This is a genomic window from Allobosea caraganae (genome assembly GCF_003351345.1).
GTDB classification, from domain to species: Bacteria; Pseudomonadota; Alphaproteobacteria; order Rhizobiales; family Beijerinckiaceae; genus Allobosea; species Allobosea caraganae.
On sequence record NZ_QQTO01000020.1, the window covers coordinates 23703 to 42319 of the forward strand.

Annotated in this window: 19 protein-coding genes and 2 tRNA genes; 8 read left to right on the plus strand and 13 right to left on the minus strand. The window is 67.7% G+C overall.

Annotated elements, in window-relative coordinates; genetic code table 11:
• The first annotated feature begins 35 nt into the window (after window positions 1-35).
• Window positions 36-242, plus strand: a complete 207-nt coding sequence (locus DWF00_RS13105; RefSeq protein ID WP_114831320.1) for a TOBE domain-containing protein — start codon at window positions 36-38, stop codon at window positions 240-242.
• Window positions 243-407: 165 nt separating this feature from the next.
• Here the strand turns inward: DWF00_RS13105 and DWF00_RS13110 are convergent, their stop codons facing one another.
• From DWF00_RS13110 to DWF00_RS13130, 5 genes are all read right to left on the minus strand, one after another.
• Window positions 408-908 (minus strand): cupin domain-containing protein, encoded by a 501-nt coding sequence (locus DWF00_RS13110; protein WP_114831321.1) that lies wholly within the window; start codon window positions 906-908, stop codon window positions 408-410.
• A gap of 237 nt (window positions 909-1145) precedes the next feature.
• A complete protein-coding gene (locus tag DWF00_RS13115; RefSeq protein ID WP_114831322.1) occupies window positions 1146-1937 on the minus strand; it encodes an ABC transporter ATP-binding protein in 792 nt (263 codons plus the stop codon).
• Between the two features lie 4 nt (window positions 1938-1941).
• Window positions 1942-2934, minus strand: coding sequence for an ABC transporter substrate-binding protein (locus DWF00_RS13120; RefSeq protein WP_114831323.1), 993 nt, complete (start codon window positions 2932-2934; stop codon window positions 1942-1944).
• Window positions 2935-2984: 50 nt separating this feature from the next.
• On the minus strand, window positions 2985-3800 hold the full coding sequence (locus tag DWF00_RS13125; protein WP_114831324.1) for an ABC transporter permease: 816 nt from the start codon (window positions 3798-3800) through the stop codon (window positions 2985-2987).
• On the minus strand, window positions 3797-4636 hold the full coding sequence (locus DWF00_RS13130) for an IclR family transcriptional regulator (RefSeq protein WP_114831325.1): 840 nt from the start codon (window positions 4634-4636) through the stop codon (window positions 3797-3799). The genes DWF00_RS13125 and DWF00_RS13130 overlap by 4 nt, the downstream gene beginning before the upstream one ends.
• A 125-nt stretch (window positions 4637-4761) precedes the next feature.
• Between DWF00_RS13130 and DWF00_RS13135 the strand changes: the two genes are divergently transcribed.
• Together DWF00_RS13135 and DWF00_RS13140 are read left to right on the plus strand one after the other, a co-directional pair.
• Complete coding sequence (locus DWF00_RS13135) at window positions 4762-5460, plus strand: hypothetical protein (RefSeq protein ID WP_114831326.1); 699 nt, start codon at window positions 4762-4764, stop codon at window positions 5458-5460.
• Window positions 5460-6242: an SDR family NAD(P)-dependent oxidoreductase gene (locus DWF00_RS13140; RefSeq protein WP_114831327.1), complete on the plus strand. Its 783-nt coding sequence runs from the start codon at window positions 5460-5462 to the stop codon at window positions 6240-6242. The genes DWF00_RS13135 and DWF00_RS13140 overlap by 1 nt, the downstream gene beginning before the upstream one ends.
• Before the next feature lie 149 nt (window positions 6243-6391).
• Here the strand turns inward: DWF00_RS13140 and sseA are convergent, their stop codons facing one another.
• Entirely contained in the window at window positions 6392-7249 is an 858-nt protein-coding gene (gene sseA / locus DWF00_RS13145) for a 3-mercaptopyruvate sulfurtransferase (protein ID WP_114831328.1), read from the minus strand.
• A 28-nt stretch (window positions 7250-7277) separates the two neighbouring features.
• Window positions 7278-7994, minus strand: coding sequence for an alanyl-tRNA editing protein (locus tag DWF00_RS13150; protein WP_114831420.1), 717 nt, complete (start codon window positions 7992-7994; stop codon window positions 7278-7280).
• Window positions 7995-8162: 168 nt separating this feature from the next.
• Between DWF00_RS13150 and DWF00_RS13155 the strand changes: the two genes are divergently transcribed.
• Window positions 8163-8948, plus strand: coding sequence for an SDR family NAD(P)-dependent oxidoreductase (locus DWF00_RS13155; RefSeq protein ID WP_114831329.1), 786 nt, complete (start codon window positions 8163-8165; stop codon window positions 8946-8948).
• A 29-nt stretch (window positions 8949-8977) separates the two neighbouring features.
• Here DWF00_RS13155 and DWF00_RS13160 read toward each other — a convergent pair whose 3' ends face one another.
• On the minus strand, window positions 8978-10426 hold the full coding sequence (locus tag DWF00_RS13160) for a cryptochrome/photolyase family protein (protein WP_114831330.1): 1449 nt from the start codon (window positions 10424-10426) through the stop codon (window positions 8978-8980).
• Between the two features lie 237 nt (window positions 10427-10663).
• Window positions 10664-10737 (minus strand) — tRNA-Cys (locus DWF00_RS13165).
• A 179-nt stretch (window positions 10738-10916) separates the two neighbouring features.
• On the opposite strand from DWF00_RS13165, the gene DWF00_RS13170 reads away from it, so the two are divergent.
• Window positions 10917-10991, plus strand: a tRNA-Asn gene (locus tag DWF00_RS13170).
• Window positions 10992-11308: 317 nt separating this feature from the next.
• Window positions 11309-11788, plus strand: a complete 480-nt coding sequence (locus DWF00_RS13175) for a hypothetical protein (protein ID WP_147283769.1) — start codon at window positions 11309-11311, stop codon at window positions 11786-11788.
• A gap of 219 nt (window positions 11789-12007) precedes the next feature.
• On the opposite strand, the gene efeO is transcribed toward DWF00_RS13175, so the two are convergent.
• The 4 genes from efeO to efeU are packed head-to-tail and all read right to left on the minus strand — an operon-like array spanning window position 12008 to window position 16038.
• A complete protein-coding gene (efeO, locus tag DWF00_RS13180) occupies window positions 12008-12832 on the minus strand; it encodes an iron uptake system protein EfeO (RefSeq protein WP_114831332.1) in 825 nt (274 codons plus the stop codon).
• A 1-nt stretch (window position 12833) separates the two neighbouring features.
• On the minus strand, window positions 12834-14153 hold the full coding sequence (gene efeB, locus DWF00_RS13185) for an iron uptake transporter deferrochelatase/peroxidase subunit (protein WP_114831333.1): 1320 nt from the start codon (window positions 14151-14153) through the stop codon (window positions 12834-12836).
• Window positions 14150-15211, minus strand: a complete 1062-nt coding sequence (locus DWF00_RS13190) for a cupredoxin domain-containing protein (protein ID WP_114831334.1) — start codon at window positions 15209-15211, stop codon at window positions 14150-14152. Before DWF00_RS13190 ends, efeB begins: the two co-directional genes overlap by 4 nt.
• A complete protein-coding gene (efeU, locus tag DWF00_RS13195) occupies window positions 15208-16038 on the minus strand; it encodes an iron uptake transporter permease EfeU (protein ID WP_114831335.1) in 831 nt (276 codons plus the stop codon). Before efeU ends, DWF00_RS13190 begins: the two co-directional genes overlap by 4 nt.
• 323 nt (window positions 16039-16361) lie before the next feature.
• On the opposite strand from efeU, the gene DWF00_RS13200 reads away from it, so the two are divergent.
• Both DWF00_RS13200 and DWF00_RS13205 read left to right on the plus strand, forming a co-directional pair.
• Entirely contained in the window at window positions 16362-17003 is a 642-nt protein-coding gene (locus DWF00_RS13200; protein ID WP_114831336.1) for a protein-L-isoaspartate O-methyltransferase family protein, read from the plus strand.
• A 152-nt stretch (window positions 17004-17155) separates the two neighbouring features.
• Window positions 17156-18568, plus strand: coding sequence for a TolC family outer membrane protein (locus tag DWF00_RS13205; protein WP_245973871.1), 1413 nt, complete (start codon window positions 17156-17158; stop codon window positions 18566-18568).
• Window positions 18569-18617 lie beyond the last annotated feature (49 nt).

The window sequence follows — 18617 nt, forward strand, 5'->3', positions numbered from 1 at the left end:
CGGGCCTGGCCTGCGGCCATTCGAGGAGAGACACCATGAAGATCAGCGCCCGCAACCAGCTCAAGGGCCGGATCGTCGAGATCACCAAGGGCGCGACCACCGCCCATGTCCGGATCGACATCGGCGGCGCGGTCGTGACCTCGTCGATCACCAATGCGGCCGTGGACGAGCTCGGGCTCATCGTTGGGCAAGATGCTTATGCTGTGGTCAAGGCTTCCGACGTGATGATCGCGATCGATTGAGGGGCTGGGGTTCTCCCAGCACGCCGTCATGCTCGGGCTTGTCCCGAGCACCCACGTCTTGACCACCGCCCGCGATGAGCGAAGACGTGGATGGTCGGGACAAGCCCGACCATGACGGGAGAGGCTGTCAGCTCAAAAGAGGCAGGGCCGTCAGCGCCCGGCGCCCTATGGGTGCTTGTGGATCGGGTCGACCCAGTAGACCGCCTCCGGCTTCTCGACCGGGTCGACATCGGTGATGTTGACCACCACGGCCTCGTTGTCGGAGCGCACCAGCACGCATTCGAGCGGCTCGTCGGGATTGGCGTTGATCTCCTGGTGCGGCACGAAGGGCGGCACGTAGATGAAGTCGCCGGGACCGGCCTCGGCGGTGAATTCGAGCCGCTCGCCCCAGCGCATCCGCGCCTTGCCCCGTACCACGTAGATCACGCTCTCGAGCTCGCCATGGTGGTGCACGCCGGTCTTGGCGTTGGGCTGGATCGAGACCGTGCCGGCCCAGATCTTCTGCGCGCCGACGCGGGCATGGTTGATCGCCGCCTGCCGGAACATGCCCGGCGTCTGCGCCGTGTTCGAGTCGAGCTTGTCGCCGGTGATGACGCGGACGCCGTCATGCTTCCAGCGCGGCTCGTGGTCATGGTCGTGCGAATGCGGGTGATCGTGGTCGGCCATCGGGATGCTCCTGTCGGCCGGAAACTAGAGCCTGACGCATTGACTTGGAAGCCAGATTGCTTCTGTCAGCGAACTCACACGCACCGTCATCCCGGACAAGCGGCTTTAGCCGCGCAAGCTCCGGGATCCATCGTAAGGCGCAGCACTCTACGATGGATCCCGGCGCTCCGCTTCGCTGCGGCCGGGATGACGGCGCTTTATCCGGAATCGAAGAGGGAATTCGGTCGGGCGGCCGATTCAGTACTTGATCACGCCGAAGCGGCGGAAAGCGTCGTGGATGCGGTCGGCATAGTGGTTGAAGCTCGGATAGTCGCCGAGATGGGCGGGGCGCGGGCGCGGCAATTCGATGACGATCTCGTCGACGATGCGGCCGGGCGTCGGCGACATCACCAGCACGCGGTCGGAAAGGCCGATGGCCTCGTCGATCGAGTGGGTGATGAAGACGACGGTCTTGGCCGTCTCCAGCCAGAGCATTTCGAGGTCGTGCCTTATCTGCGTGCGGGTGATGGCGTCGAGCGCGCCGAAGGGCTCGTCCATCATCAGCACGGAGGGATTGTGGATCAGGGCGCGGGCGATCGAGACGCGCTGGCGCATGCCGCCGGAGAGCTGCTTGGGATAGCGGTCGACCGCATGCGAGATGCCGAGCTTGGCGAAGAGCTCGAGCGCGCGCTCCTTCGCCGGCGCCAGCGGCAGGCCGCGAATCTCGGCCTGGAGCATGACGTTCTCAAGCGCCGTCCTGAATTCCAGCAGCAGATGGTCCTGGAAGACGATGCCGATATCGGTCAGCGGCGAGGTCAGGCGCTTGCCGTCGACCAGCAACTCGCCGGCGCTGACCGGTATCAGCCCGGCCGCCATCAGCATGAACGTGCTCTTGCCGCAGCCGGAGGGGCCGATCAGGCTGACGAACTCGCCGCTCCTGATGTCGAGGTCGAGGCCGTCGACGGCGGTGAAGCCGCCGAAGGTCTTGATGACGCCGCGCCCCTGGATGGAGGCGGCGCCATTCGTCGATGCGGTCGCGAGGCTCACCATCACCTCAGGAGCAGGACGGCGCCGAAGCCGGCACCAGGTCGGTGGTGTAGTAGTCGGTGATCGGCTTGTCCTTGGGCAGGCCGAGATACTGGGTCAGCAGCTCGAAGCTGACGTTCCAGTTCTTCTCCGGCACCTTGCCGAGCGAGGCGGCGCCCGGCGCACAGAGCAGCTTGTTGACGACGTCGAACTGCGCCAGCACCTGCGCCTTCTTCACCGAGGGGAATTGCGCCACGACGGCGTCGGCGGCGGCATCGGGGTTCTTCCGCGCCGCGTCCCAGCCCTGCAGGCTGACCTCGACGAACTTCTTGAACAGGTCGGCATCGGCCTTGATCCGGTCGTCGCGGGCGATGATCGAGAGGCCAACGGTGGGGACGCCGACGTCGCGGTAGAAGATGTCGCGGACCTTGAAGCCGCGCTCGCGGATCTGGACCGAGTGGAAATCGGCGCCGCCTAAGATGGCGTCGACCTTCTTCTCCAGCAGCGCGCCGACGAAGGCGCCGGGATCGATGTTGATGACGTCGACCTTGCCCTTGTCGATGCCGTTGCTGGCCAGGATCGCGTCGAGCAGCGTCGTCTGCGCGGTGCCGGGCTGGACCGCGAGCTTCTTGCCGATCAGGTCCTTGGGCGTGGCGATGCCGGTGTCTTCCAGCGAGATGATGGCGAAGCCGTTGGTCTGCAGGACCGGTGCGATGATCTTCACCGGCGCGCCCTTGGTGCGCAACTGCATCGCGGCCGGGGCGTCGGCGAAGCCGATATCGGTCTGGCCGGTCGCGACCATCTGGGCGGTGGTGCCGGAGCCCTTGCCCTCCTCGATGGTCAGGTTGATGCCGGCCTTCTCGTAGAGCCCCATCTGCTTGGCCATCATGAAGCCGGCATTGGGCGCGGCCGCGAGGAAGTTCAGCGTGATCTTGAGTGGCTTGCCGCCGCTCTGGGCGAGCACGGTGGTGGCGCTGAGCGCGAGTGCGGCAGCGGCGGTGATCAGCATGCGTCTGTTCATCTCATTCCTCCCAGGTCCGGTCTGTGCCGGTTTGCGTTGTTCGGTGCGGTTCAGCCCTTGCGCTGCCAGGGCATCAGCAGGACCTCCAGTCCATCGACGAGGTAGCTGAAGACGATGCCGACGACGCTCAGCGCCACCAGGCAGGCAAAGATCAGCGGCATGTCCAAAAAGCTCGTGCCGCGCAGCAGCAGGTAGCCCAGTCCGGCATTGGCGCCGACGAACTCGCCGACGATCGCGCCGGTGGCGGCGAAGACGGCCGAGACCTTCAGGCCGGAGAAGATATAGGTCAGCGCTGCCGGCACCCGGACATAGCGAAAAGTCTGCCAGCCGGAGGCGCCCATCGAGCGGGTCAGGTAAAGTACGCGCTCGTCCAGCGCCCGGAAGCCGGTCATGCTGGCGACCAGCGTCGGGAAGAAGCAAAGCAGGAAGGTCAGCAGCACCTTCGGGAACAGGCCGAAGCCGAACCAGACGACGAAGAGCGGCGCGATCGCGATCTTCGGCACCAGCTGGAAGAAGACGATGACCGGGTAGATCGCCTTCTCCAGGATCTTCACGGAGACGATTACGTAGCCGAGCGGGATCGAGACCACCGCCGCCATCAGGAAGCCGAGCACGATCTCGTTGGCGGTGACCAGCGTGTGCTGCGCGATCAGGGCGCGATCGATCCAGAGCCGCTCGAAGAAGGCGCTCGGCACCGGCAGGATGTATTCGGGGATGCCGGCCATCGGCACCAGCCATTGCCAGGCGAGCAGCAGCACGGCGAAGCTCGCCAGCGGCCAGGCGATGGCGGAAAACCAGGCGCGGGCGTTGCCGGAGGCGTCGGCCTTGGTCGCTACGGCGGGCAGGGCGGCGCTGTCGTTGCTCATGCCTGGGCTCCCGTCTGGAGGAGGGCACGGCCGTTGAGGGCGGGGACCTGCTGGCCCGGATTCTGCCGGCGGCGCAGTGGCCAGATCTCGGCCATCTCGGCGGCGGCCTTGCGCAGGGCTTCGGAGATCGCGGCGTGGCGCTCGGGCTGCATGCGCGCGGTCGGGCCGGCGACGCTGAGCGTGCCGGCAACTGGTGCGCGCTCATCGGGCGAGGCGCGAAAGGTCGTCGCGAGCGCGACGGCGCCGAGCTCGCCTTCCTCGACCGCCAGCGCAAAGCCGCGCCGGCGCGTCTCGTCGAGATGCCCGCGCAGCGCGTCGACGCCTTCGACGGCGTTTGGGCCGGTGCGGCCCTGGAAGCCGCGGGCGCAGACGATGCGCAGCGCCTCGTCCTCCGGCAGCGAGGCGAGCCAGGCCTTGCCGGTGGCGGTGGCGTGCAGGACGATCTCGGAGCCCATCGGCGGCTCGTAGCGCAGGCCGGCGGTCGCGCCCTGGGCGCGGGCGATCCAGACGAGATTCTCGCCCTCGACCACGGCGAGCCGGCAATATTCGCCGGTGGCGCGCGCCAGGCCGTCGAGCACGATCTGGCCGGCATCGGGAAGGTGGCGCAGGTCGAGATTGCGGAAGGCGAGCAGGGCGAGCTTGAGCGTCAGGGCATAGGCGCCGCTGGCGGCATCCTGCGTGACGAAGCCGCGCTCGGCCAAGGTCGCGAGCAGGCGATGCGTTGCGGAGGCCGGCAGGTCGAGCCGTTCGGCGAGTGCGCCGAGATCGACGCCCTCGGGCTCGCCCGACAGCGTCTCCAGCATCTTCAGCGCGCGCTCGACCGCTCCGACCGTCAACGTTCCATCCTTAGCCGTTCCTGCCGTCTCTGTTATTTTTGGAATAGCATTCCAATTCAGAATTGAGTTTCGTATAGAAGCGGGGCAGGGCCGAGTCAACGAGCCTTGACGGTGAGGGAGCGACCATGAGTCTGGCAGGTGAGGGAGCGGTCGCGATCTGGCACGACATCGCTCCGGAAGGGCGCGGCGAGTTCTATGCCTGGCACGGCCAGGAGCACATGCCGGAGCGGGTCGGCATCCCCGGCTTCCTGCGCGGCCGGCGTTATGTCGCGATCGAGGCCAGCCTCGAATTCTTCAACCTTTACGAAGCCTTGAGCGTCGAGACACTCAAGGGCCAGGATTATACGGCGCGGGTGAACGCGCCGACGCCATGGACGCTCTCGACGGTGAAGCATTTTCGTTCGGTCGCCCGCTCGATCTGCCGCGTCGCGCATACGGCGGGGCCGTCCCAGGGCGGCCTGATCGCAACGCTGCGCTATGACGTGGCGGACGAGAAGGCCGCCGAGCACAGGGCCAAACTGCTGCGCCAGACCATTCCCGACCTGCTCGCCAAGCCCGGCATCGCCGGCGTCCATCTCCTGACCGCCGATGCCGAAGCCAGTGGCGTCGCCACCGCCGAGCAGAAGGCGCGCGGCGTTGCCAACACGGTACCGCGCTGGGTGCTGCTGCTCGAAGGCTGGGGCGACGAGGTCGATTTCATCGCGCTGGCCAAGGCGGAGCTTGCGGCCGGCAAGCTGGAGGCTTTAGGCGCAGAGGGGCCGTTCGATCTCGGGCTCTACCGCCATCAGGTCACTCGGACCAAGACACCCTGGAGCGCCGGCTGATGGGGGCGCGCTACAATCTGCGCAGCCGCCGGGCCATCGTCACCGGCGGCGCCGGCGGGCTCGGGCGCGGCATTGCCCAGGCGTTGATCGATGCGGGCGCCACCGTCGAACTCTGGGACGCGAATGCGGCCGCTCTGGCCGAAGCCGCCGCCGATCTCGGCCCGGCCGCGAGCGCCCGCCATATCGACATCACCGACGCGGCCGCAGTCGAGATCGGGGCGGAGGCGGCCTTCCAGAGCGGCGGCCGCATCGACATCCTGATCAACAATGCCGGCGTGCTCGGCGAGGTGAAGCCGGTCTGGGAGACCTCACCGGAGAACTTTCAGCGCGTGCTGCAGGTCAACCTGTTCGGCGCCTACCTGGTCACGCGCGCCGTGGTCGGGCGGATGCGGGCGCAGGTGCCGCGCGAGACCGCGGTCAGCCAGCACGCCCTGCGCGGCCACATCGTCAACATCGCCTCGATCCAGGGCAAGGAAGGCATGGCGCTTGCCGCGGCCTACAGCGCCTCCAAGGCCGGGCTGCTGGCGCTGACCAAGAGCGTCGCCAAGGAGACGGCGAAGGACGGCATCATCGTCACCGCGATCACGCCCGCCGCCGCCGAAACGGCAATGGCGAAGGAGATCACGGCCGAGCGCCGGGCCGACATCCTCGCGCGCATCCCGATGGGCCGCTTCGTCGAGATCGAGGAAGTCGCGAGGATGGTGCTCTGGCTCTCCTCCGACGAATGCTCGTTCTCGACTGGCGGTATTTTTGACCTGTCGGGCGGCCGGGCGACGTATTGAACGTGCCAGCTATCCGGAAATAGCGCCGTCATCCCGGACAAGCCGCGAAGCGGCGCCGCTCCGGGATCCATCGTAGAGCGCTGAGCCTTGCGATGGATCCCGGCGCTACGCTGCGCTCCGGCCGGGATGACGGCGAGGGTGAGGTAAGTTCAGCCCTTCTTGGCTGGCCCGGTCGCGATCGGGCGGTCGCTGGCGCCCCATTCGGCCCAGGAGCCGTCATAGATCGCGCGCGCCGGCTTGCCGATCGTCTCCAGCGCGGCCGAGAGGATCGCCGCCGAGACGCCCGAGCCGCAACTGGTGATCAGCGGCTTGTCCAGGTCGACGCCCGCCTCGGCAAAAGCGGCCGCGATCGCCTCGGGCGATTTCAGCGCGCCATCCGCGACGATGGCCGGGAAGGGCAGGCTGAGCGAGCCCGGCATATGGCCGGAGCGCACGCCGGGGCGCGGTTCCGGCGCCTCGCCACGGAAGCGGTCGCCCGGGCGCGCGTCGACGACCTGGATGGAGCCACTACCGAGCGCGCGCTCGACATCGCCGGCATCGGCCACGGCCGAATGGTCGAGCCTTGCAGTGAAGGTGCGGGCGGCACGGGAGCGTGGCGGGCCTTCCTCGACCGGCCGGCCTTCCGCCTGCCATTTCGGGAAGCCGCCTTCGAGAATCACCACGTCCTTGGCGCCGAAGGTCTTGAAGGTCCAGCGCACGCGCGGGGCCGAGAACAGGCCGAGCCCGTCATAGACGACGATCTTCATGCCGTCGCCGATGCCGATCCCGCCCACAGTGGCGGCGAAGATTTCAGGCCGGGGCAACATGTGCGGCAGATCGGAGCCCGTGTCCTTGACCGTGTCGATGTCGAAGCGCAGCGCGCCGGGAATGCGGCGCTCGGCATATTCGGCATGCGGATCGCGGGCATGGACCGGCAGGTACCAGGAGCCGTCGACCACGACGACGTCGGGCGCGTTCAGGCGCTCGGCCAGCCAGTCGGTGGAGACGAAGACATCATCGCGGGCCATTGGGCGTTTCCCGTCTTTCTCAAGGATTTCAGGCGAGGGCGATGCGCACGCGCCGGTTCTGCTTGCCCTTTTTCTCGATATCGGTGATCGCGACAAGGCCGATCTCGGAGGTGTTGCGCACATGCGTGCCGCCGCAGGGCTGCAGGTCGATGCCCTCGATCGAGACCAGGCGGACGCGGCCCGAGCCGCGCGGCGGCTGCACCGACATGGTCTTGACCAGGCCGGGATTGGCGTCGAGCTCCGCGTCGGTGATCCAGCTTTCGGTGACGGCGGCGTTGCGGGCGACGAGTTCGTTCAGCTTCTCCGCGACCTCGGCCTTGTCGAGCCCGCCCTCGGGAATGTCGAAGTCGAGCCTGCCATCGCCATCGCCGATCGAGCCGCCGGTGACGGGGTAGGGCAGCACGACGCTGAGCAAATGCAGCGCGGTGTGGATGCGCATGCGCTTCAGCCGGCGCTCCCAGTCGAGCACGAGGGTCACGGTCTCGCCAACGGCGGGCGCGGCCTGGTCCGCGGCCGGGACATGGATGACCTGGCTCTTGTCTTCCTTGTTGTAGATCGTGGTGCCGATCGCGATCTCGGAACCGTCGCCGCGCCGGAGCACGCCGACATCGCCGGGCTGGCCGCCGCCGGTGGCGTAGAAGATGGTGCGGTCGAGCACAATGCCGCCGAGCTCGTTGACGGCCTCGACCTTGGCCGGCGTCTCCCTCAGATAGGCGTCGTCGCGGAACAGCAATTCGGTCGGCATCGGCTTCAAGTCCCGGATCTTCGTTTTCGTGGCGCATTGGCGGCGCCGGTCGCGGCGGACGATGCACCGAATGCGCGCGCCGCGCCATAGCCGCATGTTTCGGCAGCGTTGACCATTGCACGGGGGCAGGGCGCGGCGGTAATCCCTTATGACAGCCCCGGAGAGCCCATGTCATTGCCGCGCATGCAGCCGAAGGACGGCGTCGCCTGGATCACCGGCGCGAGCTCCGGCATCGGCGAGGCGGTGGCGCTCGAACTGGCCGAGCGTGGCTGGACGGTGGCGATCACGGCGCGCCGGCTCGACCTGCTGGAGGTGATCGCCGACAGTGCCGCCGACCTGCCCGGCCGCATCGTCGCCCATGCCGGCGACGTCACCGATGCTGCGGCGATGCGGGCGCTGGTCGAGGGCATCGAGAGCGTGCACGGGCCGATCGCACTCGCCTTCCTCAATGCCGGCATCGCGCCGAAATCCAAGACCGAGCCGCTCGACCTTGCGGCGCTGGAGGCGGCTGTCGACATCAACCTGCTCGGTGCCGCCCGCGGGCTTGCCGCGGTGCTGGAGCGGATGAAGCAGCGTGGGCGCGGGCACATCGTCGTGAACGCTTCGGTCGCCGGCTATGGCGGCCTGCCGGGCGCGGTGGCCTATGGCACCTCGAAGGCGGGAGCGATCTATCTGTGCGAATCGCTGAAGCCGGGCTGCGAGAAGTTCGGCATCCGCGTGCAGGTGCTCAATCTCGGCTTCATCGACACGCCGATGACGCAGAAGCACGAATATTTGATGCCGTTCCTGATGCCGGTCGAGGAGGCGGCGCGGCGCGCGGTCGACGGCTTCGAGCGCGGCGGCTTCGAGATCGCCGTCCCGCGCCGGATGGCCTGGGGGCTGAAGCTGCTGAACCTGCTGCCGTACCCGCTCTATTTCCGCGCGGTCACGCGACTGTCCAGGCGCGGCGGCTAGCCGCATCGTCCCGCGGGACGGCGCTTGCGTCAGTTGCCGCCCAGCGTTGCCAGCGCATCGAGAGCGCGGCGGCGGCCTAAATCGAGCGCGATGATCGGCTCGGGATAGGTCTCGCCGAGCCGGATGTTGGTGGCCGCGAGCTCCGCCGGGCGCGCCTTCCAGGGTTGATGAATCGACTTGTCGCCGAGGCCGGCGATCTCCGGCACCCAGCGGCGGACATATGAGCCCTTGGGGTCGAACTTCTCGCCCTGCGTGACCGGATTGAAGATGCGGAAATAGGGGGCGGCGTCGGCGCCCGAGCCCGCGACCCATTGCCAGCTCGCAGGATTGTTGGCCGGGTCGGCATCGACCAGCGTGTCCCAGAACCAGGCCTCGCCCTCGCGCCAGTCGATCAGCAGGTGCTTGATCAGGAAGGAGGCCACGACCATCCGCACGCGGTTATGCATCCAGCCGGTCGTCCAGAGCTCGCGCATGCTGGCATCGATGATCGGATAGCCGGTCTGCCCGCGCCGCCAGGCGCGCAACGCCGCCGAATCGTTCCGCCACGGAAACCTGTCGAAGCGCCGGTTGTAGTTCGCCGTCGCCAGACCGGGATTGTGGAAGAGCAGATGGTAGGAGAACTCGCGCCAGCCGATCTCCGAGAGGAACTTGTCGACATCGCCCTGCAATGCCGGATGCGCATGGGCGGCGGCCTGCGCCGCATGCCAGATCTGACGCGGGCTGAGCTCGCCGAAGCGCAGATGCGGCGAAAGCCGCGAGGTCGCGGCCTTATCCGGGCGATCGCGCTCCTCGCCATAGCCGCGAATCGGCCCATCGAGAAACTCGGCCAGAGCCTGTCGGGCGCCAGCTTCGCCCGGCATCCAGGCTTCGCGCAGCCCTCCGGCCCAATCGGGCGCGGTCGGCTCGAGCGCCAGCGCCTCGAGGGGGAGCGCACGCTTTTTCAACTGTGGCGGCAAGGGCAGGGCGTCGATTCGCTCTGGCGCGGGTCCTGGCGTCGCCGGCTCGCCCTTGGCCCGGGCGGCGCGCCAATAGGGCGTGAACACCTTCATCGGCGTTCCGCTGGTGGTGGCGATCTCCCAGGGCTCGTTGAGCAGGTTCGCGTTGTGGCTTTCGACCTTGACGCCGGCAGCCAGGAGATTCGCCTTCAGCGCCGTGTCGAGCGCGACCGCGGCGCCGTCATAGCGCCGGTTCCAACTGACGATATCGATGCCGCATGCGGCCACGACTTCCGGAAGGATTCGGGCCGGGTCGCCCTGCATCAGCACGAGCGCGCCGCCCTTATCCGTCAGGCTTTTCGCCAGGGCAGCGAGCGAGCGCGACAACCACCAGCGCGCGGCGCCGCCGAGCGGCCGACGTTCTGGCCCCTCGTCGTGGATGTAGAGGCAAAATACAGGGCCGCGCGATGCGGCCGCTGCGAGGGCGGAATTGTCGGCGAGCCGGAGGTCGTCGCGGAACCAGACAAGGGAGGATGCGCTCATCGCAAGCTTGCCTCGACGTTTCTGCGAGTAGGCCAGTGTGTCGCGCCGGAAAGAGCGCCTTCGAGGAACTGCCGATGGAGGGAAAGGTTCGTCACCGGAGCGATCGCCACAAGGCGGAACAGCTTAAAGCGGCGACTGATTCCGAACGCGGGCGCCCAGGCGCTGCGAGCCTGAGACGGAAGCGCGTCGCAGCCGGTGGCACCGCAGGGAGCGACTATCAGCGACTGATCGGGAGTTTGGAGGCCTCGCCCGGAATCGAACCGGGGTGCAAGGATTTGCAGTCCTCTGCGTAACCACTCCGCCACGAGGCCATCCTGGGAATTGCCATACGGCGAATTCCTTAGCGCCGCGTATAACCACATGGCGGGCCTGCCCGCAACCCAATCCGACGCCATGCACAGGCGAACATTGTCCCAAGCGATTTCCTGCCATGGGAATGTCGTAAAGGGCTTGCGCCCATGGGGGAGCGCCGCTATACGCCGCCCACCGGTCCCGGATAGCTCAGCGGTAGAGCAATCGACTGTTAATCGATTGGTCGCAGGTTCGAATCCTGCTCCGGGAGCCAGTGCTCCCACGGTGTTTTCGAAGCATTGGCAATTTCTCCTGAAATTGGCCTGGGTAGCACATGGGTAGCAAATTTAGCGGCGGCTCGCATTGAACGAACGCTGCGCCGCCTGGCGACCGGGCCGACCGGCCGGTACCCTGGTCGCCAACGTAACGCTGCAACGAATTTGAGCTGGCAACGGCGGAGGCCGAGAAGTGGCCCTGATGGCGATTGCTAAAATGCAACAACGCTCGGCCGCATGCGTTGCTGGCAATTCAAAGCCTTGCACAACTAGCGATCGGTGATCTTAGGTTTGCCTACCTGATAGGGGGAGGCACATGATTGCTCGTCTAACAGCGGTGCTGAGCATCTCGGCCGCTCTCGCTGGCTGCATGAATGCAGCGCGTCCGGGTTCGATGCCGCCGGGGTCGGAAGAGGCGCTGCAGCAAGCGAAGGAGCAAGAGCCTCTCATTCGCCGAATGATCGCTCAGGCGCTGGTCAATGCGAACGAGATGAAGGCCGGCCCGTTCTCGCCGCGTGCCCGCGTCAGCAGCGCAACGATAACCGGACCTAACGTCCATCAGGACCCTATCACGGGCGGCTGGGCCGTTCTGTTTTGCGTCAATGCCCAGTCTAAGCGGAATTTTTCGGAGACAATCCAGAAGCAAATCGCGGTCTACAAGACGGCGAATGGCTGGCGCCTGTCGGGCCGCAACCTTCAAGGCGGCATCGATTGCGGGAAGGAGACCAAGCCGTTCACCGATCTCATCACCCTGGCGAGCGAGCTCGCGGACGCTCATGACCAAGCCAAGCAGTGATCTCTGACGCGCCGAACCGTTGGGCGGATGCGAGTGCCCGCCGTTTCGGCGTGTACTGAGCAATATCCGCGAGTTCTTCGCGATGACGGCTGGAGTCTATCTGCTCGGCGCCATCAACCGGCCGCCCTTTTCCCGAGCCGAGCTTCGTAACAGGCAGCCGCAATGTGACCAGTGGCTGGCCACCCTGTTCGATGGCGGCCAGCCGCTGCAGTCGCTGGCTCAGCTCAGGCCGAGCACGCCCTGCAGCTTGGCGAGGTCCTCGGCCAGCGTCGTGATCGCGGCCGCGAGCGTCTTGCGGTCGGCTTCGCTCAGCTTGTCATAGGTCTCGAAGCCGCCGCTCTGGAGGCGGTACTTGGCCAGCGTCTTCTCGACCGTGGCGAAGTTGGCGTCGACCTTGGCGGCGAAGGCCTTGTCGCTGCGCTCGGTCAGCGGGCGCAGCAGGTCGACGATCTTCTTGGCGCCGTCGATATTGGCCTGGAAGTCCCATAGGTCGGTATGGCTGTAGCGATCCTCCTCGCCGGAGATCTTGGTGGCCGCGACCTCCTCGATCAGGGCCGCAGCGCCGCCGATCATCTTGTCGGGCGGGATGGTCAGGCCCCTGACGCGAGTCTGCAGGTCGCTGACGTCGCTCATCAGCTTGTCGGCGAAGGGGCTGAGGCCCTCCGTGCTCTTCTTGGCGAAGAGCCCGTACTCGATCCTGTGGAAGCCGGTGAACTCCGGATCCTCCTCCTTCTTCTCATGGTCGTCGGCGCGTGAATCGATCGCGCCGTCGAGATCGCTGAACAGCTCGGCGATCGGCTCGATCATCTCGTAGGAGACGCGCGTCGAGGCGTAGAGCGACTGCGCCTTGGCGAGGTCGCCGGCCTTGACCGCGTCGGTGAAGGCCTTGGTGTCACGGACCAGCGTGTCGACGCCACGCGAGACGTAGAGCTTGTAGTCCGCGATCGGGGTGACGAGCTCGAGCGGCGAGACGGCGAGAGCCGGGCTCGCGATCACGGCGACGATCATGCTGGCGCCGGCCAGCCAGGCGAAACGCTTGGCCATCCTAGTCTCCTGTCTTTTTCGAGTTGGGTGTCGTTGCGGAGGCGACCCGGGCGCGGGCCGCGGTGATGAGCGCATGGGCGAGGTGCTCGCCCTTGGCCTGGACGCCGGGCAGGGCGAAGTAATAGCCGCCGCCGACGGGCTTGATGTATTCCTCCAGCGGCTCGCCGTTGAGGCGCTTCTGGACGGCGATGAAGCCGCGCTCCAGGTCCTGCTGGAAGCAGATGAAGAGCAGGCCCATGTCGAGCTGGCCGGCCCTGGTGACGCCGTTCGAATAGTTGAAGGGCCGGCGCAGCATGCGGCTTGCGTCCGTCTCGGGCCGGCGCGGGTTGGCGAGGCGGATATGGGCGTCGAGCCGGGTGCGCTTGCCTTCGGGATCGGAGGCGTAGTCCGGCACGTCATATTCCCGGGCCAAGCCGAGCGGCGCGCCGGTCGCCTTCTCGCGGCCCATGATCTCCTCCTGCTCGCGCAGCGCCGTGCGGTCCCAGCGCTCGACGAAGTTCCGGATCAGGCGGACGACCTGATAGGTGCCGCCCGTTGCCCAGTCCGGTTCGCCGGCATCGGCCTGGACCCAGACGAGTCGGTCCATCAGGTCGGCTTCGGCCGCGTCGGGATTGGCGGTGCCATCGCGGAAGCCGAGCAGGTTGCGCGCGCTTTCCGGCGGCGTGCCGGGCTTGGCGGGCCGCGCCGGCACGGTGCCCTCCTGCTTCCAGCGCAGGATCAGCAGGTCGGGCGTGTTCTTCACGATGTCGCGCAGCGCGTGGATGTTGGTGTCGGCGCTGTTCGAGCTGATTTGCAGCAAGAGGTCGCCATGGCAGAGCGCGCCGTCGAGCGCGTCGTTCGGGAAGCGCCGCATGCGCTGCAAATGCGCGGGCTTCAGCGGCGCCAGGCCGAAGCGCTCGTCGAAGAGGGACGAGCCGAGCGCGGCCGTGATGGTCAGGTTGTCGGGCGCGATCACCGGGCCGAGGATGCCGCTATCGGGTGGCGGATAGGCCGGGTCGGCCGTCGGTGCCTCGCCGCCCTGCATCAGGAAGGCGATGCGCTCGGTCAGCAGCCGGAACAGCCGATCGAGATCGTCGAGCGAGGTCGCGACCACGTCGAAGGCGGCGACGAGCCCGGTGGCCGGGCGCGGCGTGACGATGCCGGGCTGGTGCCTGCCATAGAAGGGCTGGCGCTGGGCTGTGTCGTCGCTTTCAGGCGCGGCGGCGGGGTTCTGCGCAGGGGCGGCGACGGCGCCTGAGAAAGGGCAGGAGCCGAGCGCGACCGCGCCGGCCGAGAGCAGCGCGCGGCGCGAGGGGCGGAAAGGATCGGCGGGCTTGCTCATGGCGTCTTCCCGCTTGCGTCGAGCGTCAGCTTCGCGCGCATGGCGGTAAGGTCGCCGGCCAGGGCTGCTGATGCGCCAGCGCTGTCCGGTCCGCGCTCGACCGTGCCGAGATCGGCGGCGGTCTTTGCGGCGAGGGGGGCGTCCAGCCGCGTGACCAAGGGCTGCAGCAGTTCGACGATCTTGCGGATACCAGCCACTTGCGAGGCTGAGGCCTCGCTCGGCTTCACGAGCCCGGCTGCGGCTCGCACCGCCCCGCCAAGCATGGCATCGGGCAGCACCGTGCGTGCGGCGAGAGCGTCGGCTAGCGCCTTGGCCTTGTCTTGCAGCGACGCCGGCGATTTGACGAATGTCGCCAGATCCGCTTCCGAGCGCGAGCCTGCCGCGTTGGCGAGGGCGAGCTTGAGATCGGCGATCGGGCCCGCCTTCAGTTCATCGTCGGTCAGCGCCGGTTGCAGGCGGGCAAAGGCTGCGCTGGCTTCGGCGGCGCGCTGAGCGACTGCGTCGATGTCGCGGGCTTCTGCCGCGCCCCGCAACTGTTCCAGCGCCGCCGCCAGCGCATCGGACTGGCCGATCAGGTAGACCCGGTATTCCGCCACCGGCCCGATGAAATCCATCAGCGCGAGCTTGGGCGCAGCGGCATCGTTCGAGGCCTTGACGATCAGCCTGCCGCGCGGCGCGCTGAGCAGGCCGCAGGTCATGGCGTATTCGCCGGGATGGAGCTGCGCCGTCAGCCGGCGCGACTGGCCGGGCACGATGTTCTCGCGCTCCTCGACCACGATGACGCCGTCCAAAATCTCCCATTCGAGCGCGCGCTGGCTGCGATTGGTGACAATGAAGGAGGTCTTGCCGGCCGGCACCGTGATCTGCGCCGGCTCGCAGGTGCGCTCGGTGATGGCGATGGCGACATCTTGGGCGGAGCTTTGGCCGGGGCGGGGCTTGGCGCCGCGCTGGGCCGCATAGAAGAAGGCGGCCACCCCGCCGCAGAGGATCAGCGCCGTGCCGGCCATGGCGAGGCGCAGGGCAGGCGAGGGCTTGCCACTGGAGGCCGCGGCGGTCACGGCCGGGCTCCGCTCAGCTTCGGCTCGGGCCGGCCGGTCGCGAGGAAGAAGGCGAGGGTGGGGACGAGGAAGGCGAGATAGGCCAGCACCTCGCCGAGCGTGGCGCGCTCCTGATAGCCGAAGAAGCCGGAAAGCACCGAGCCGAGGGGGCCGTCGACCGGCAGGAGCGCGCCGATGTCGTAGGCGATCTGCTGCAAGCCGTTCCACAGCCCGGCCTCGTGCAGGGCGCGCACTGCATTGGCGACCAGCCCGGCCGCGACGAACAGGATGAAGATGCCGGTCCAGCGGAAGAAGACGCGCAGGTTGAGCTTCATCCCCATCGCGTGGATGGCGAAGCCGACGACCACCGCGCCGGCAAGGCCGAGCGCGGCCCCGGCCGGCGCCTCCCAGCCGCTGCTCTGCTGCAGGACGGCGAGGAGGAAGAAGACGGATTCGAGCCCTTCGCGCGCCACCGCCAGGAAGGCGAGGCCGACCAGGGCCAGCCCCTGCCGCTCGCCCGACAGCGCCGCGTCGATGCCGGCATGCAGCTCGCCCTTGATGCTGCGGGCGGCCTTGCGCATCCAGAACACCATCGAGGTCAGCAGCGCCACGGCGATCAATCCGACGCAGGCCTCGAACAGCTCCTGCGCCCGCTGTGGCAACTCGCCGCTGACGATGTCGAGCCCGGCGCCGACCGCGAGGCTCGCGCCGCAGGCGAGCACGGCGCCGACCCAGAGCGCCGGCAGCCATTCGCTCCGGCCGGTGCGGGCGAGGTAACTCGCAATAATCCCCACGATCAGCGCGGCCTCGATGCCTTCGCGCAGCATGATGAGGAAGGGAACGAGCATGGCAGTGATTCCCCAGTTCCCGCGTGAACGAACCAAACGGTGCCGAACTGGACGGGGCTTGCCGTATTGCAACGGCTTTGGCCGGTCAACGCGGCCGAAATGTGTTGGCTGGATTGGGAAACGTGATTGGGATCAGTAGTTTATACGGGTTCTAATCTTGGCTTCGCCGACCGGGCGGCAGAGATGACGCGAGCGTCGCCCATGCCATTGTGTCATGCTGCGGTGCTACGCAGGCGCCTGCCGCCATCTTGCCTTTTTCGGCGGGCTCGAACAAAAGCTGAGGCGGAGCGGCTCGTGGTGCTGCGCTGACGGAGATTGCGAACATGGACGGCTTCACAGAGCTGCGCCGCGTGATGGTCGATTGCCAGCTGCGCACTTACGAAGTGACCGACCGCACCCTGCTCGCCGCGGCCGACCGGGTGCCGCGCGAGGCCTTCGTGCCGGCCGAGCTCTCCCATCTCGCCTATCTCGACCAGCCCGTGCCGCTGCCGGGCACCGGCCGCGCGCTGATGGCGCCGATGGTGATCGCGCGGATGATCCAGGTGCTCGATCTCCAGCCGGGCGAGAAGGTCCTCGAATATGGCGGCGGCAGCGGCTTCGGCGCAGCGCTGATGGCCGAGATGGGCACGCAGGCGACGCTCTGGGAGCCGGATGAAGCGGCCTTCGCCCTGGCGCAGGGCGCGCTCAAGCAGGCGGGCACGGCGGGCGTCACGCTCAGTGCCTCGCGGCCGGCCGATTCGGATTTCGACGCGGTGCTGGTCAGCGGCGCCTGCGAGACGGCGCCGGAAAGCTTGTTCGGGCTGGTGAAGAACGGCGGCAGGCTGATCGCGATCGAGGGAATCGGTCGCTCGGCCCGGGTGAAGCTCTATCAGAAGGCCGGGGAGTCGATGTCGGCGCGGCCCGTCTTCGATGCGGCGGCGCCGATTCTTGAGGAATTCCGCCGGAAACCGGGTTTCGTGTTCTAAAGGTGTCGCATTTTTGCGGCACTGCGACAGAGAAACCGTCGCAACGTCAGCGCGGCGTTGGCCTAGGGCTTGGCGATGGCTATGATTTGTATGAACTTTGCCGAGGCTGGGGCGATGCCTGGGCGCGACTCCAGTCCGCAAGAGGCGTCCACGTGATTGAAAACGAAGTAAAGCGGAAGCGGTTCGGCTACAGCCTCGCGGCGGTGCTGACCACACTTCTTGGGGCGGCGCACTTCGCGCCGGCCTCCGCGCAAACCATGGAAGCGGCGCTTTCCCGCGCCTATAACGGCAATCCGACCCTGAATTCGCAGCGCGCCCAGGTGCGCGTCACCAACGAGAACGTGCCGCAGGCGCTCTCGGGCTACCGGCCGCAGATCACGGCCTCCGCCGATATCGGCGCCGAGATCACCAATTCGCACATCCCGACCGTGGGCGGCGTCAGCAACCGCTCGACCGAACGAACCGCGCCGCGCGGCGTCGGCGTCCAGGTCAGCCAGAACATCTTCAACGGCGGCGGCACCGCGAGCGGCGTCAGCGCGGCCGAATCGCAGGTGCTCGGCGCTCGCGCGACCTTGCAGAACACCGAGCAGAACGTGCTGCTCGATGCCGCGACCTCCTATATGAACGTGCTGCGCGACACGGCGATCCTCAACCTCAACCGCAACAACGTCGAGGTTCTCGAGGAGCAGCTGCGCCAGACCCGCGACCGGTTTCAGGTCGGTGAAGTCACCCGCACCGACGTCGCGCAGGCCGAAGCCCGGCTCTCCTCGGCGCAGTCGCAGGCGATCCTGGCCGAATCCAACCTGAAGACCAGCATCGCGCGCTACCGCCAGAATGTCGGCGTCGAGCCGAAGTCGCTGGCGCCCGGCCGCCCGGTCGAGAACCTGCTGCCCAAGAGCCTCGACGTTGCGCTCAGGAGCGCGCTGGTGGTGCATCCGGCGATCGTCGCGGCGCTGCATGGCGTCGATGTCGCCGAGTTGCAGGTCAAGGTCACCGAGTCCGATCTCTATCCCTCGCTCGACGTCATCGGCAGCGTCGCCCGGCGCTACGACAACCAGTTCGGCGGCGACAAGGTCAACACGGCCAGCATCGTCGGCCGCCTGACCATTCCGATCTACGAGGGCGGGCAGATCTATTCCCGCACCCGCCAGGCCAAGGAAACCGCCGGCCAGCGCCGGATCGACGTCGACACCCAGCGTGACACGGTGCGTGCCGCCGTGGTCTCGGCCTGGGGCGGGCTCGATGCCGCCAAGGCGCAGATCATCGCCGCGCAGGCCCAGGTCCAGGCCGCCGAGACCGCGCTCGCCGGCGTGCGCGAAGAGGCCAAGGTCGGCCAGCGCACCACGCTCGACGTGCTCAACGCCCAGCAGGAACTGGTCAGCGCCCGCTCGACCCTGGTCACCGCGCAGCGCGACCGCGTCGTCGCCTCCTATTCGGTGCTCTCGGCGACCGGCAAGCTCTCGGCCACGACGCTGAAGCTCAAGACCGAGGTCTACGACGCCCGCCGCCACTACGACCAGGTCAAGGGCCTGCTCTGGGGCACGCAGACGCCCGACGGCCGCTGAGCGGCATCCCACCGACGTGGCTGCCTGACGCGGCTCTCCGTGCTTCCGG